This is a genomic window from Sphingomonas phyllosphaerae 5.2 (genome assembly GCF_000419605.1).
GTDB classification, from domain to species: Bacteria; Pseudomonadota; Alphaproteobacteria; order Sphingomonadales; family Sphingomonadaceae; genus Sphingomonas; species Sphingomonas phyllosphaerae_B.
In genome coordinates this window covers 2,712,711-2,726,225 of record NZ_ATTI01000001.1, presented here as the reverse complement: position 1 = coordinate 2,726,225, position 13,515 = coordinate 2,712,711, and the positions used below count along the sequence as shown (strand labels likewise).

Below are 13,515 nucleotides of genomic sequence, written 5' to 3'. Positions count from 1 at the left end.
TGTCCAAGGCGTTAGACCATGCCCGGCCACGCCCGTTACGTTCGTTTACCAAACTGCATCTGAAGCATAAAGGTTAACTCGTGCTTAAATCACGTCTTCACTTTTTTCACCTTTCTTCTCAACGTTCCCCTCACGGGGGGTGCCCATCGCGGTGAACAGCGTGCGCTCGCGCGAGCGCGGGATGTCCTCGCCCAGCATCTCGCGCAGGTAGAGGCTGCGGATCAGCGTGAAGGTAACGACCAGGATACCGCCGGAGAAGAACAGGCCGAACAGTCCGAAGACCGCGCCGGTGCCGATGATCGCGAACAGGCTGAGCGCCGGGGGGATCGCGACGACACGACTGGTAACGAAGGGCGTGACGAAATTGGTCTGCACGACCCGCACGATCGCGAAAACGGCGAGCGCCCACAGCAGCTGGTCGGTGCCGGCGGTGGCGGCGAGGCCGAGCGCGGGCAGCATCGCCGCCACCGGGCCGACATAGGGGATGAACTCGCTGAGCCCGGTCAGCAGCCCGAGCATCGCGGGCGAGGGGACGCCGGCCAGCCACAGCCCGATGCCGACCATCGTCCCCATGACGGTCATCTGGATCAGCTGCGCGCGCAGCCACAGCAGCAGCGTCGAGCCGATGTCGCCGAGCGCGTCTTCCAGCGCGGCGCGGCGCGACGGCGGAACCAGCAGCAGCACCCCGCGCTCGTAGATCTTCGGGTCGACGGCGAAGAAGATCGCGCCGAACAGCACGATGACGGTGTTGAGCAGCAACTGCCCGGCGCCGCGCACGACCTCGCCGATATCCTGCGCGACGCGGCTGCCGGCGAAGGCGGCGCGAACCGCATCGACGACCTTCGCGCCGACCGGACTCTGCGACATATAGGCCTGGAACTGGTCGAGCAGCCCGGGGAGCGCCACGACCAGCGTGTTGACCTGCGAACGGAATTCGACGCCGAACAGCCAGCCGAGCAACCCGAGAAAAGCGAGCAGAGTCAGGATCGCGGCGGTGATCGCGCGCTTGCCTCCGAAACGGAGCCGTGTCGCGTAAAGCTCTGCGATGGCGTGGATCACGATCGCGATCAGCACCGATCCGAACGCGAGGATCAGCAGGTGCCGCGCGAGATACAATGCCGTGATCAGCGCGGTGATGACGAACACCCACAGCACGCGGCGGAGGAAGCGCGCGTCCTGCTCGTCCGGCGCCAGTCGGTTCATGCGGGGGTGCCGGATCGTTTCACGACCCCAACAACGCGCCGAGGCGGAAAAGGGCGCGTGGGGCCATGCAAATCCCGCTCACCGTGGCAGCAACGCCACGCGCGTGCCCCAGTCGAGCGATGCGTCGCGGTTTTCTGGTGATTTTCGCAGCGCGACCCGCGCGGCATGACGGCAGCGTCGTCAACGCGTTATGCGAAGGGTGTCGGCGCGGTTCGGCGGCGTGACCCAGAGCAGTCGTCACTGCGAGCGCAGCTTGGCTGCGCTTGCAGTGACGGAGCTTCAGGTCATCGCATCCTACGGTCAGGACCCATTGATGTGAGCGCCGCGATCTGATTCAGGCCCCGTGAGGAGAGCGTGGATGAGCGACCTGTACTGGTTGACGGATGAGCAGATGGCGCGCCTGCAGCCGTACTTCCCCAAGAGCCATGGCAAGCCGCGGGTCGATGACCGACGGGTGCTGAGTGGCATCGTCTTCGTCAATCGCAACGGACTGCGCTGGTGTGATGCACCGAGCGCGTATGGTCCGCACAAGACGCTGTACAACCGGTGGAAGCGCTGGGGTGAACGGGGCGTTTTCCTGCGCATGATGGAGGGTCTGGCGTCAGCGGAGGCCGTGCCGAAAACAGTCATGATCGACGCGACTTACCTGAAGGCACACCGCACGGCATCGAGCCTGCGGGTTAAAAAGGGGATCTCGGCCGCCTGATCGGCCGCACGAAAGGCGGTATGAACACCAAGTTGCATGCCGTCAGCGATGCGGATGGGCGGCCCTTGAGCTTCTTCATGACCGCCGGGCAGGTCAGCGACTACACCGGCGCGGCAGCTCTGCTCGACGATCTGCCAAAGGCGCAATGGCTGCTTGGTGATCGCGGTTATGATGCGGATTGGTTCAGGGACGCCCTGGAAGCCAAGGGCATCCAGCCCTGCATCCCGGGCCGTAGATCGCGCAACGAGCCGGTCAGGTACGACAAGCGGCGCTACCGGCGCCGCAGCCGCATCGAGATCATGTTCGGCCGCCTGAAAGATTGGCGCCGCGTCGCCACACGCTACGACCGATGCCCAACGGTCTTCCTCTCCGCCGTCGCCCTCGCGGCCACAGTCATCTTCTGGCTATGACCAATGAGTCCTGACCCTAGAAGTGGAGCGCGCGGTTGTAGGCGCCGAGCACGCTCTCGTGCATCATCTCGCTGAGCGTCGGGTGCGCGAACACCGTTTCCATCAATTCGTGCTCGGTCGTCTCGAGCTGGCGCGCGACGACATAGCCCTGGATCAGTTCGGTCACTTCCGCGCCGACCATGTGTGCGCCCAGCAATTCGCCGGTCTTGGCGTCGAACACCGTCTTGATGAAGCCGTCCGCCTCGCCGAGCGCGATCGCCTTGCCGTTGCCGATGAAGGGGAATTTGCCGACCTTCACATCGCGGCCCGCTTCCTTCGCCTTCGCCTCGGTCAGTCCGACGCTCGCCACTTGCGGGCGGCTGTAGGTGCAGCCGGGGATGTTCCATGTCTCGAACGGATGCGGATCGCCGCCGGCCAGCTTCTCCACGCAGACGACGCCTTCGTGGCTCGCCTTATGCGCCAGCCACGGTGCGCCGGTGACGTCGCCGATCGCGTAGATGCCCTCGACGTTCGTGCGTCCGAAGCCGTCGACCTTGATGTGGCCGCGCTCGGTGGTGACGCCCAGCTTCTCCAGCCCGATCTCCTCGGTGTTCGGCACGATGCCGATCGCGACGATGACGTGGCTGTAATCCTCGGTGGTGGACTTGCCGTCCTTCCCCTTGATCGTCGCCTTGACGCCGTCCGCGCCGTTGTCGATCTTCTCGACGCCCGCACCGGTGACGATCCTGATCCCGTCCTTGGTCAGGCGCTTCTCCATGAAGGCGCTGACTTCCTCGTCCTCGACCGGCAGGATGCGCGGCAGCATCTCGACGATCGTCACGTCCGCGCCCATATCGTTGTAGAAGCTGGCGAACTCCACGCCGATCGCGCCCGATCCGATCACCAGCAGCTTCGTCGGCATCACCTCCGGCACCATCGCGTGGCGATAGGTCCAGATCCGCTTGCCGTCCGCCTTGGCGAACGGCAGGTCGCGCGCGCGTGCGCCGGTGGCGACCATGATGTGCCTCGCCTCGAGATCGACCGTGCCATTGGCTTGCTTGACGCTGAGCTTGCCCTTGCCGGCCAACGTGCCGAAGCCCTCGACCACAGTGATCTTGTTCTTCTTCATCAGGCCCTTGACGCCGGCGTTGAGCTGGCCGGAGACCTTGCGGCTTCGCTCGACGACCTTGGCGAGGTCGAAGCCGATGTTGTCGGCCTTCAGCCCGTAATCCGCGGCATGCGTCATGTAGTGGTAGATTTCGGATGTGCGCAGCAGCGCCTTCGTGGGGATGCAGCCCCAGTTGAGGCAGATGCCGCCCAGTCGCTCGCGCTCGACGATCGCGACCTTCAGCCCGAGCTGCGCGGCGCGGATCGCGGACACGTAGCCGCCGGGGCCGGAGCCGAGGACGATGAGGTCGTAGGTGTCAGCCATGTAACCACTCCCGGGCCGCAGCCCTTGTTGTCATCAAGGGGCGGCGTGACCCACGCGCGCCCGGAAAAATCGTCATGCCACCGGCGGCACTTCGCGCGGCCGGCGATCCTCGTCGATCGCGACGAAGATGAAGCGTGCTTCGGTCACCTTGCGCGATTCCTCGCCGTGGCGATCGCGCGCCCAGCTTTCGACCTGGATCGCGATCGAGGTGCGGCCGATCTTTTCGATCTGTGCATAGACCGACACTTCGTCGCCGACGTGGACGGGCGCATGGAATTGCATGCCGTCCATCGCGATCGTCACCGCCCGCCCGCGCGAGCGCCGCGCGGCGGTGAGGCCGGCGGCCGAGTCCATCAGGCTCATCAGCCAGCCACCGAAGATGTCGCCATACGCATTGGCGTCGGCGGGCATCGCAGTGACGCGGATCGTCGGCGCGCGGTCGGGAGGCGTGCCGAGGGAAGCGGCCGCCGTCATGCCGCCGTCGATTCGTGACGGACGCGCCAGACGTCGCGCGCGCCAAGCAGGCCGACCGCGACCAATGTCGCGGCGCCGACCAGCCAGATCGTGTCGGCGCCTTGCGGATAGCTCCACGCCGCGCCCTCGAAGACCAGCGCGGTCACGCCGAGCGCCAGCGCGCTCCACGCGATCTCGCGCTTGTCGCTGGCAAGCTCCATCTGCGCCATCGGGTCAGGCGAGCATCGCCAGCGGGTTCTCGACCAGCTCGCGGAACGCCTTCATCAGCTGCGCGCCATCCGCGCCGTCGATCGCGCGGTGATCGAAGCTGCCGGTCGCCGACATCACCGATGCGACGCCCAGCGTGCCGTCGCCCAGCACCCACGGACGCTTCTCGCCGGCACCGACCGCCAGGATCATGCCCTGCGGCGGGTTGATGACCGCCTCGAACTGCTTGATCCCGAACATGCCCATGTTGCTGATCGACGCGGTGCCGCCGGTGAACTCCTCGGGCTTCAACTTCTTGTCGCGGGCGCGCGCGGCGAGATCCTTCATACGCGTCGAGATGCTCGACAGCGATGCGGTATCCGCCTCGGTGATGACCGGGGTGATGAGCCCGTCGGGCGTCGACACCGCGACCGAGATGTCGGCGCGGCCGAAGCTGACGAGCTGATCCGGCGTGAACATCACGTTGCACTTGGGAACCTGCGTCAACGCGACGGCCAGCGCCTTGATGAGCAGATCGTTGACCGACAGCTTCACGCCGCGCGATTCGAGCCCGGCGTTGAGGTCACCGCGCAACTTCAGCAGCTTGTCGAGCTGCACGTCGACCGTGAGGTAGATGTGCGGGACCTGCTGCTTCGATTCGGTCAGGCGGCGCGCGATCGTCTTGCGCATGTTGGTGAGCTTGGTCAGCTCGTGCGGGATATCAGGCACCTGCGGCGGGGTCGGCGCCGGGGCGGCGGTCGCAGTTGCGGCCGGGGCGGGGGTGCCGGCGGCGGCCGGGGCGGCGGCCTTGCCGGGCTGCGCGCCGTCGACGTCGGCCTTGACGATGCGGCCGTTCGGGCCGCTGCCCTTGATGCCGGACAGGTCGACGCCCTTGTCGGCGGCGAGGCGGCGGGCGAGCGGGCTCGCCTTCACGCGGTCGCCGTCCTGGCGCGCGGGGGCCGGCTTCGGATCGGCGGGCTTGCCGTGATCGCGGACGTCTTCCCTGGCGGGCTTCGCCTCGGTGCCGGTCTTGTTGGGATCGACGGGCGAGGGCTTCGGCTCGCTTTCTTTGGCAGACGGGGCAGGCGTGCTTTCGCCGGCTTCCTCGTCCTCGCCCTGGAGCAGCGCGATGACCGTGCCGACCTTCACGCCATCCGATCCCTCGGCGACCATGATCCTGGAGATGACGCCCTCGTCGACGGCCTCGAACTCCATCGTCGCCTTGTCGGTCTCGATCTCGGCCATGATGTCGCCGGACTTGACGCTATCGCCTTCCTTCACGAGCCATTTGGCGAGCGTGCCCTCCTCCATCGTCGGCGAAAGGGCAGGCATCTTGATTTCGATCGGCATCGTGATCCTCGAGAGGCTCGTGGGACAGGCACCCGTCTCTTGCGGACGCGCGACGTACGGTCAAGCCCGCGACCGGCACGCGACATGCTTGTTAACGTGCGCGGTGCTTGCGTCGCCGCGTCCCGTGACCGTACACCTGCGGGCAAACGGGGGCACCATGCGCATCTATCTGACGGTGATCGACGACACGCCCGAGGCGCTGATCGCATTGCGCTTCGCGGCGCGGCGCGCGGTGAAGACCGGCGGCGGGGTGGAGATCCTCGCACTGCTGCCGCCGCAGGAGTTCATCCCGTTCGGCGGCGTGCAGGCGACGATCGAGGACGAGCAGCAACGCCATGCCGAAGGGCTGGTGGCGCGCGCGGCGGGTACGTTGCTGGAGGAATCGGGCGTGCGTCCCTCGATCACGGTGCGTAGCGGCGACGGGCCGAAGGTGATCCGCGCGATGATCGCGGAAAATCCGCAGATCGCCGCGCTGGTGCTGGGCGCCGCCGCCGACGGCGCGCCGGGCGCGCTGGTCAGTCATTTCGCGGAAGACGTCGGCATGCTGCCGGTGCCGCTGATGATCGTGCCGGGCGGATTGTCGGCCGAGGCGATCGACAGGCTGAGCTGAACGCAAACGCTTGAGCGGGCGGGCAATGGTGGCCAAGGTGGCGCCATGAACCATCGCCTGCTGCTCGCCGCCGCCCCGCTGATCCTTGCCACCCCTGTTGCCGCGCGCGAGGCGCCATCGCCGGCGCGGCAGCGAGCGACGGTCGAGAAACTGGTGTCGTTCGGGACGCGGCACTCGCTGTCGTCGGCGACCGATCCGAAGCGCGGGATCGGTGCCGCGCGCACCTGGGTGGCCGGCGAGTTCGCAGCGCTGTCGAAACGTTGTGGCGGGTGCATCGCGACCGAGCGCCTGTCGCGGCGCTTCGTCGGGCCGCGCGCGCCCGCCGGGGTGGTGATCGAGGATGTGCTGGGCGTGCAGAAGGGCAGCGACCCGAATCGCTACGTGATCGTCGGCGCGCATATCGACAGCCGCGTCACCGACGTGATGAACGCGAGCAGCGATGCGCCGGGCGCCAACGATGACGCGAGCGGCGTTGCGCTGGTGCTGGAAGCGGCCCGCATCCTGTCGCCGGAGAAATTCGCCGCGAACATCGTCTATGTCGCCTTTTCCGGCGAGGAGCAGGGGCTGTGGGGCGCGACGTTGCTGGCCGAAACCGCCAGGGCGCGTGGCTGGCAGGTCGATGCGATGCTGAACAACGACATCGTCGGGAACACCGTGGGGCAGGGCGGCGTGACGATCGACGGCTATGTGCGCGTCTTCTCCGAAGGGATTCGCAGCAGCGAATCGCTGGCCGATGCGATCGAGCGGCGCGGCGTCGGCGGCGAGGACGATGGGCCGAGTCGCGCCCTCGCCAAGACGATCGACGGGATCGCTCAGACGTTGCCGGGCGGGTTCGGCGTGTTCGTCGACCGGCGACCGGACCGCTTCGGGCGCGGCGGGGATCACGAGCCGTTCCTGAAGCAGGGCTATCCGGCGGTGCGCTTTTCGGTGGCGGCCGAGAATTGGGATCGGCAGCATCAGGACGTGCGCACCGAAAACGGTCGCGTCTACGCCGACACGATCGAGGGAATGGACTTCCCGTATCTGGCCAAGGTGACCGCGATCAACGTCGCGACGATCGCACGGCTGGCGGCGGCGCCGGCCGCACCGGCGATGGCGGCGATCTCCGGCGCGTTGTCCTACGATACGAAGGTGACGTGGGCGCCGGTGGCCGGTGCGGCACGCTACAAGGTCTATTGGCGACGTGCCGATGCGGCGGAGTGGCAGCAATCGCGTGACGCCACCGGCGCGAGCCTCGACGTGGCGGGCGTGCCGGTGGACGACCATTTCTTCGGCGTGGCGTCGGTCGGTGCAGACGGGGCGGAGAGCCTGGTAACGTTCGCGGGGCGCGAAAAGAAATAGGTGTTCGTCGTTGCAGGCGACGTTTCGGTCTTCCGCCCGAGCCTGCCTCGTTTGTTCATCGCGGGACTTTGCGCGTGGGAGATTTTCGGCGCTGTCGATGAAGAAGTCGCCGAAATCTGTCCGACTTCACTTGTGCCGCGATGGTCAGACATCCTGGAGGCGCCGGGCGAGTAATTCCATAAGCGCTTCGCAACCGCGCGCGTCGTCTTCGTCGAAGCGGGACGGTGACGGGCTGTCGAGGTCGAGGACGCCCAGCAAGGCCGCATCGCGGACGATCGGCACCACCAGTTCGGAGCGGCTCGCCGCATCGCAGGCGATATGGCCCGGGAAGGCGTGGACGTCCGCGACCAGCTGTGTGCGCCGCTCCGCCGCCGCCGTGCCGCAGACGCCCTTGCCGAGCGGAATGCGGATACATGCCGCCTTGCCCTGGAACGGTCCGAGCACTAGCTCTCCGTCGACCAGCCGGTAGAAGCCGGACCAGTTCAGGTCGGGCAGATACTGCGCGATCAGCGCCGCCGCATTCGCCATGTTCGCGATACCATCCGCCTCGCCCGCGGTCAGCGCGTCCAGCGCCCCCAGCAACTCGCGATATAGCGCCGGCTTTGATTCAGCTTCGATCTGGAAGTCGTACATGCCGCCTCACATAGGCGCCGGGGCCCTGCTGCGCCAGATGGGGCGCCTCACACGATGAGTTGAGATTAGGAGACTGGTAAATGTAGTAAACAGGAAGTAACCCGCATCCTCGAAGCCCCGTCCGAAGTATTCATAGTCTTAACAAAAATAAAGCAGAAGTGTTAGATTATGTTAGGGTTTCATCTCTAATCATGTCTCTACAGCGCGGCGTTGGCCGTGCAGGTCGATACCAGCGTTCGAAGACGGTCTCCGTTGCAGAACGCCAACAACGCCAGGGACGATGATGAAGAAACTCGTAATTTCGGGCGCCATGATCCTGGCCGCCTCCACCGCTTACGCTGCGACCACCGCCACCAATGTCGTTACCACGCTGACGAAGGGCGTGACCGTCCTCACCGCCCCGGCCAAGCCGACCGTGAGTGGCGTTACCAATCTCGCCGGAAACGCCGTTACCCTGGGCACCGATCCGGTTCCGGGCGCGGTGACGAAGGGCCTCGCTATCGGGCAGGGGCAGCTCGCCGGCTTCGTTTCCAACTTCGACGTCAAATCCCTGCTGATCCCGTCATGGGGCAGCGGCGAGGCGGCACCGAGCGGCCGTCCGGACGTGGTCGGCGCGTTCCGCTTCATCTGCCAGCCGGGCCACGTGCTGCGTGACGATCCCATCGTTTTCCCGGGGCAGCCGGGCAAGTCGCACCTCCACCAGTTCTTCGGCAACACCACCGCCAACGCTTTCTCGACCTACGGCAGCCTGCGCGTCAAAGGTGACAGCACCTGCAACAACATGCTGAACCGTTCCGCCTATTGGATCCCGGCAATGCTGGACGGCAAGGGCAAGGTGGTGCGCCCCGACTACGTCTCGATCTACTACAAGCGACTTCCGGCCAGCGACCCGAATTGCCAGATCATAGCCAAGGCCTGCGTCGCGTTGCCGCGCGGAATGCGCTACGTCTTCGGCTACAACATGGCGACCGGTGAATCCGCGCACTTCTACTTCGACTGCAACGGACCGACCGGAGTCTCGGGCCATTTCCCCGATATCGTCACCGCGGCGAAGGGCTGCCCGGTCGGCAATCGCCTGGGCGCCGTCATCAACGGGCCGGATTGCTGGGACGGACGGAACCTGAACAGCACCGATCACCGCAAGCATGTCTCGTACGGCGGCTACGGGTCGATCGGGCGCTATCATTGCCCGAGCTCGCATCCGTACATGATCCCCGCCTTCACGCTGGGCGCCTGGTACGAGGTCGACAAGAATCTCGACACGTCGGGCGAATGGGCACCGGGAACCTCGACCTGGTCGCTTGCTTCGGACGCGATGCCCGGCATGCCGGTGATGCGCCCCGGCTCGACCCTGCACGGCGACTGGCTGGGTGCGTGGGACGATGGCGTGATGCAGATGTGGATGGAGAATTGCATCAACAAGCTGCTGACCTGCAACGGCGGCGACCTGGGCAACGGCCTGCAGATGAAGGGGCGTCCCGACTTCTCGTGGAACGCGACACCGCGACTGGTCGACATCCCGGCCGCCTAGGCGCGGCGCCATCGCGCGGCGATCCGGCCCGGCTGCACCGATGGTGTGGCCGGGCCTTCGCGTTTATGGACGCTTCATGGCCCGGCTTCCCGTCACCCGCACGATCAGCATCGACACCGACCTGATCGAGGAAAGCTTCACCCGCGCCGGCGGGGCGGGCGGACAGCACGTCAACACCACCGATTCGGCGGTGATGCTGCGTTTCGACGTGGCGCGGTCGGACCTGCCCGAACGCGTGAAGCTGCGGCTGATCGAACTGGCGGGCACGCGGATGACGCGTGAGGGGGTGCTGACGCTGCGCGCGGAAGGATCGCGGTCGCAGCACATGAACCGCGCCAACGTGCGGGAGCGATTGCTGGCGCTGGTCCGCGACGCCACGATCGTGCAGGCGAAGCGCCGTCCCACCAAGCCGACCCGCGCCTCACAGACGAGGCGGGTGGATGCCAAGAAAGGCCGGTCGGCGGTGAAATCGGGTCGGCGCAAGCCTGCGCACGATTGAACGTGCGTCCGCCGGGCTCGTCAGGCGGGTTCGAACCCCAGCGCGACGAATCGTTCCGGCCAGGGCGCATCCGCGATGATGTCGGGCTTGCCGTCACGCGCCATCGACAGCGCGATCGCGTGGAGCATCATCCCGCCGGGATGCGCCGTACCATAGACGGGATCGCCGGTGACCGGCGCGCCGACACCCTCGAGCGCATGGACGCGGATCTGGTGCGTGCGCCCGGTTTCGGGGCGGAATTCGACCAGCGCGCGACCGTCGTGTTCGGCGAGCACGCGCCACGTGGTGCGCGCCGCCTTGCCGCGCGGGTCGCCGGTCATCCGCCAGCCGCGCTCGGCGCTGGAAATCTTGGCGAGCGGCAAGTCGACGGCACCGCTTTCCTCCGCCGGTACGCTGTCGAGGATCGCGACGTAGCGCTTGGCGACCTCGCCGCGCTCGAACGCCTGCTGGAATCGTGCATGCGCCTTCGGGTTTCGCGAAAGCAGCAGGCAACCGCTGGTGTCACGGTCGAGCCGATGGACGGCGACCGGCCAGCGCCGGAACCCGAACGTGAGCGAGGACATGTGATTTTCGAGACTGATCCCGCCGGCGCGCGGCGGATCGACCGGCAGCCCGGCCGGCTTGTCGATCACCAAAGCCTCGCCATCGAGGAAAAGAACGTGCTCACCCAACATGGCGGCGCTCTTGCCAGTTGCCGCGTGCCATGGCCAGAGGGCGCGGTGCGTCCTTTTCCGATCCTTGCCGCGCTGGCCGCGTTGCTCGCCGCGCCCGCCCATGCCCAATTGTGCGACGGGGGTCGCGCGGCGATCGCCGCCGACGGGCGCGTGCTCGGCCACCTGCCGTACGGCGACGCCGCCCCCGACGCGCTGGTGCCGGTGCCGGCCGGACTGGCGGTGAACGGTTGCGTCATGCGCCGCGAGGTGATCCCCGATCTCCAGCGGCTGATCGACGCGGCGGCGCGCGATCCGGCGGCGGGCGGGCAGATCCTGGCGCTGTCGTGCCACCGATCGATCGCGTATCAGGAAGCCGTGTTCTGCCGCGAGCGCCAAACCGATGCTGCGTCGCGCGCGCTTTCGGTCGCACCACCCGGGCATAGCGAGCATGCGAGCGGCTTTGCACTCGACTTCGCGTTTCGCCCGCGGCGCAACGACTGTCCGGATGCGGAGGCGTGCGTTGCGGGGACCCCGGCATTCCGCTGGCTGGTGAAAAACGCGGCGCGCTACGGATTCGAGATGTCGTTCCCGGCGGGAAATACGCAGCGGGTGAAATGGGAGCCCTGGCACTGGCGCTGGGTGGGAGCGAGCGCGGCGACGCCGGGTGCGGCACGCGCACGGGCAATGTTCACCCGCGCGCGGACACGGTTTCCAGCGAACCCGGCCGTGGCACGCGACCCGGTGCGAGTGGCGGGAGTGATGCCGCCGCCCGTGTATATGGGAGCGATCGCCGCGCCGGAATGCCGCAAGGGCAAGTGCAGGGCGGCACGCGCCAAACGGCGGTAGGCTCGTAGCGCCGAAAATACCCCGCGGGACGGGCCGGCAATCTGATCGTCGCCCGGATGCCGCGGGTTGTCTCGCTTTTCAGGTCCGAAGAGCGAGGCGGAACATCGGCAGCAGGCTAGGCGAAGGTGGCGATTCGCGCAGCACGGCAGACATCTGGCCCCGACCGGGTCTGGCGTGCGCAGCGAGGCACGGACTCAGCGCTTTGGCATGTATGCAACAAGAGGGCGCCACCCCGGCGCGAACCGGGGTGGCGATCGCGATCAGCTCTTCAGCTTGGCCGCGGTCTCGGCGATACGCTTGCCCTGGTAGCGTGCACCGTCGAGCTCGACCTGCGTCGGCTGGCGGCTGCCGTCGCCGTCAGCGATCGTGCTGGCGCCGTACGGCGTGCCGCCCTGCACGGTGTCGACGCCCTGCAATCCGGCAAACCCATAATCGAGACCGACGATCGTCATTCCGTGGTGAAGCAGGTTGGTGATGATCGAGAACAGCGTCGTCTCCTGCCCGCCGTGCTGGCTGGCGGTGGAGGTGAACGCGCCGCCGACCTTGCCGACCAGCGCGCCCTTCATCCACAGCCCGCCGGTCGTGTCCCAGAACGCAGCCATCTGACTGGGCATGCGGCCGTAGCGGGTCGGCGCGCCGACGATGATCGCGTCATAATCGGCCAGCGCGTCCGGCCCCTCGATCTCGGGATGCGCCGTGTCGGTCTTGAAGTGCGCGGCCTTCACGATCTCGGCCGGTGCGGTCTCCGCGACGCGGCGGATGTCGACCTCCGCGCCGCCGCTGCGCGCGCCCTCGGCGACGGCATCGGCCATCTGCTCGATATGGCCGTACGACGAGTAGTAGAGAACGAGAACCTTCGTCGGGGTTTCGGGGGTCATGGTCGTGGCTCCTTTCAGGATCAGTTGGCGTCGACAAGGACCAGCTCGGCCTCATCGATCGCGGTGATGGTGACGGTGCGCCCCCCGGAAATGGCGGCGCCGTCGCGTGCTTCGAAACGCTGGCCGTCGATCTCGATCACGCCGGTGGCGGGTACGAGATACGCGTGGCGACCGGCGTCGACGGTGTGGGTCAGCGTCTCGCCCGCCGCCAACGTGGCGGCCAGTACGCGCGCCTCCGCCCGGATCGGCAGCGCGGCGGCCGGACCGGTCACGTCCGCGTCGAAGCCGCTCGCCAGCGTCACGAAGCGTCCGGTGCGATCGCTCTTCGGGAAGGGCTTCGCACCCCAGCTCGGCGCGCCGCCGGTGCGTGTCGGCTCGATCCAGATCTGGAACAGCGTGGTCGGCTCGGACTCGAGATTGTATTCGGCGTGGCGGACACCCGAACCGGCGCTCATCACCTGTACGTCGCCGGCTTCGGTCCGGCCGGTGTTGCCCATCGAGTCCTGATGCGTGATCGCGCCCTTACGCACATAGGTGACGATCTCCATGTCGCGGTGCGGATGCGGGGGGAAGCCGCTGTTCGGGCCGATCGTGTCGTCGTTCCACACGCGGATCGCGCCCCAGCTCGTCCGCGCCGCATCGTGATAGCTGGCGAAGGAGAAATGGTGGCGGGCATCGAGCCAGCCGTGGTTGGCGTGCCCGAGCGAGTCGAACGGGCGGCGCTCGATGCCGGTCGCGGCGTCGGTGGGGCGGGGCAGGGTTGCGGTGTCGGTCATGATGAACC

15 protein-coding genes are annotated in these 13,515 nt (G+C 67.2%); 6 read left to right on the top strand and 9 right to left on the bottom strand.

All coding sequences use genetic code 11. The features are described 5' to 3' along the window. Positions 1-84 precede the first annotated feature (84 nt). A complete protein-coding gene (locus tag SPHPHY_RS0112820) occupies positions 85-1,203 on the bottom strand; it encodes an AI-2E family transporter (protein ID WP_022687089.1) in 1,119 nt (372 codons plus the stop codon). Between the two features lie 358 nt (positions 1,204-1,561). On the opposite strand from SPHPHY_RS0112820, the gene SPHPHY_RS21435 reads away from it, so the two are divergent. Continuing rightward, positions 1,562-2,319 (top strand): IS5 family transposase gene (locus SPHPHY_RS21435; RefSeq protein WP_156024961.1). Its coding sequence is split into 2 segments (ribosomal slippage): positions 1,562-1,895 and positions 1,895-2,319, totalling 759 coding nucleotides; the frame shifts between segments, so codons are not numbered across the junction. A 16-nt stretch (positions 2,320-2,335) separates the two neighbouring features. Here the strand turns inward: SPHPHY_RS21435 and lpdA are convergent. The 4 genes from lpdA to SPHPHY_RS0112790 all read right to left on the bottom strand — a co-directional run bounded on the left by lpdA (position 2,336) and on the right by SPHPHY_RS0112790 (position 5,740). Then, positions 2,336-3,730 carry a dihydrolipoyl dehydrogenase gene (lpdA, locus tag SPHPHY_RS0112805; protein WP_022687088.1) on the bottom strand — a complete coding sequence of 465 codons (1,395 nt, stop codon included), beginning with the start codon at positions 3,728-3,730 and terminating at the stop codon, positions 2,336-2,338. Between the two features lie 72 nt (positions 3,731-3,802). Continuing rightward, positions 3,803-4,204 (bottom strand): acyl-CoA thioesterase, encoded by a 402-nt coding sequence (locus tag SPHPHY_RS0112800; RefSeq protein WP_022687087.1) that lies wholly within the window; start codon positions 4,202-4,204, stop codon positions 3,803-3,805. Beyond that, entirely contained in the window at positions 4,201-4,413 is a 213-nt protein-coding gene (locus SPHPHY_RS20130) for a hypothetical protein (protein WP_022687086.1), read from the bottom strand. The genes SPHPHY_RS0112800 and SPHPHY_RS20130 overlap by 4 nt, the downstream gene beginning before the upstream one ends. 4 nt (positions 4,414-4,417) lie before the next feature. Next, a complete protein-coding gene (locus SPHPHY_RS0112790) occupies positions 4,418-5,740 on the bottom strand; it encodes a pyruvate dehydrogenase complex dihydrolipoamide acetyltransferase (RefSeq protein WP_022687085.1) in 1,323 nt (440 codons plus the stop codon). A gap of 157 nt (positions 5,741-5,897) precedes the next feature. On the opposite strand from SPHPHY_RS0112790, the gene SPHPHY_RS0112785 reads away from it, so the two are divergent. Beyond that, positions 5,898-6,350: a universal stress protein gene (locus SPHPHY_RS0112785; protein WP_022687084.1), complete on the top strand. Its 453-nt coding sequence runs from the start codon at positions 5,898-5,900 to the stop codon at positions 6,348-6,350. A 45-nt stretch (positions 6,351-6,395) separates the two neighbouring features. After that, complete coding sequence (locus SPHPHY_RS0112780) at positions 6,396-7,691, top strand: M20/M25/M40 family metallo-hydrolase (protein WP_022687083.1); 1,296 nt, start codon at positions 6,396-6,398, stop codon at positions 7,689-7,691. A 144-nt stretch (positions 7,692-7,835) separates the two neighbouring features. On the opposite strand, the gene SPHPHY_RS0112775 is transcribed toward SPHPHY_RS0112780, so the two are convergent. Then, entirely contained in the window at positions 7,836-8,324 is a 489-nt protein-coding gene (locus SPHPHY_RS0112775) for a GAF domain-containing protein (protein ID WP_022687082.1), read from the bottom strand. Positions 8,325-8,607: 283 nt separating this feature from the next. Between SPHPHY_RS0112775 and SPHPHY_RS20125 the strand changes: the two genes are divergently transcribed. After that, positions 8,608-9,855, top strand: a complete 1,248-nt coding sequence (locus SPHPHY_RS20125) for a DUF1996 domain-containing protein (protein WP_196802166.1) — start codon at positions 8,608-8,610, stop codon at positions 9,853-9,855. Between the two features lie 76 nt (positions 9,856-9,931). Then, on the top strand, positions 9,932-10,354 hold the full coding sequence (gene arfB / locus SPHPHY_RS0112765; protein WP_028056879.1) for an alternative ribosome rescue aminoacyl-tRNA hydrolase ArfB: 423 nt from the start codon (positions 9,932-9,934) through the stop codon (positions 10,352-10,354). 20 nt (positions 10,355-10,374) lie between these two features. On the opposite strand, the gene SPHPHY_RS0112760 is transcribed toward arfB, so the two are convergent. Then, positions 10,375-11,028 (bottom strand): RluA family pseudouridine synthase, encoded by a 654-nt coding sequence (locus tag SPHPHY_RS0112760; RefSeq protein ID WP_022687079.1) that lies wholly within the window; start codon positions 11,026-11,028, stop codon positions 10,375-10,377. 45 nt (positions 11,029-11,073) lie between these two features. Between SPHPHY_RS0112760 and SPHPHY_RS0112755 the strand changes: the two genes are divergently transcribed. Continuing rightward, positions 11,074-11,853: a M15 family metallopeptidase gene (locus tag SPHPHY_RS0112755; protein ID WP_022687078.1), complete on the top strand. Its 780-nt coding sequence runs from the start codon at positions 11,074-11,076 to the stop codon at positions 11,851-11,853. Between the two features lie 260 nt (positions 11,854-12,113). On the opposite strand, the gene wrbA is transcribed toward SPHPHY_RS0112755, so the two are convergent. Both wrbA and SPHPHY_RS0112745 read right to left on the bottom strand, forming a co-directional pair. Beyond that, positions 12,114-12,731: an NAD(P)H:quinone oxidoreductase gene (gene wrbA / locus SPHPHY_RS0112750; protein WP_022687077.1), complete on the bottom strand. Its 618-nt coding sequence runs from the start codon at positions 12,729-12,731 to the stop codon at positions 12,114-12,116. A 20-nt stretch (positions 12,732-12,751) separates the two neighbouring features. Continuing rightward, on the bottom strand, positions 12,752-13,507 hold the full coding sequence (locus SPHPHY_RS0112745) for a pirin family protein (RefSeq protein WP_022687076.1): 756 nt from the start codon (positions 13,505-13,507) through the stop codon (positions 12,752-12,754). Positions 13,508-13,515: the final 8 nt, after the last annotated feature.

Bases quoted from the DNA above. Each gene is read 5' to 3' on its own strand.
- SPHPHY_RS0112820 (WP_022687089.1), bottom strand. From the start codon at position 1,203: ATGAACCGACTGGCGCCGGACGAGCAGGACGCGCGCTTCCTCCGCCGC.
- lpdA (WP_022687088.1), bottom strand. From the start codon at position 3,730: ATGGCTGACACCTACGACCTCATCGTCCTCGGCTCCGGCCCCGGCGGC.
- SPHPHY_RS0112800 (WP_022687087.1), bottom strand. From the start codon at position 4,204: ATGACGGCGGCCGCTTCCCTCGGCACGCCTCCCGACCGCGCGCCGACG.
- SPHPHY_RS20130 (WP_022687086.1), bottom strand. From the start codon at position 4,413: ATGGCGCAGATGGAGCTTGCCAGCGACAAGCGCGAGATCGCGTGGAGC.
- SPHPHY_RS0112790 (WP_022687085.1), bottom strand. From the start codon at position 5,740: ATGCCGATCGAAATCAAGATGCCTGCCCTTTCGCCGACGATGGAGGAG.
- SPHPHY_RS0112785 (WP_022687084.1), top strand. From the start codon at position 5,898: ATGCGCATCTATCTGACGGTGATCGACGACACGCCCGAGGCGCTGATC.
- SPHPHY_RS0112780 (WP_022687083.1), top strand. From the start codon at position 6,396: ATGAACCATCGCCTGCTGCTCGCCGCCGCCCCGCTGATCCTTGCCACC.
- SPHPHY_RS0112775 (WP_022687082.1), bottom strand. From the start codon at position 8,324: ATGTACGACTTCCAGATCGAAGCTGAATCAAAGCCGGCGCTATATCGC.
- SPHPHY_RS20125 (WP_196802166.1), top strand. From the start codon at position 8,608: ATGAAGAAACTCGTAATTTCGGGCGCCATGATCCTGGCCGCCTCCACC.
- arfB (WP_028056879.1), top strand. From the start codon at position 9,932: ATGGCCCGGCTTCCCGTCACCCGCACGATCAGCATCGACACCGACCTG.
- SPHPHY_RS0112760 (WP_022687079.1), bottom strand. From the start codon at position 11,028: ATGTTGGGTGAGCACGTTCTTTTCCTCGATGGCGAGGCTTTGGTGATC.
- wrbA (WP_022687077.1), bottom strand. From the start codon at position 12,731: ATGACCCCCGAAACCCCGACGAAGGTTCTCGTTCTCTACTACTCGTCG.
- SPHPHY_RS0112745 (WP_022687076.1), bottom strand. From the start codon at position 13,507: ATGACCGACACCGCAACCCTGCCCCGCCCCACCGACGCCGCGACCGGC.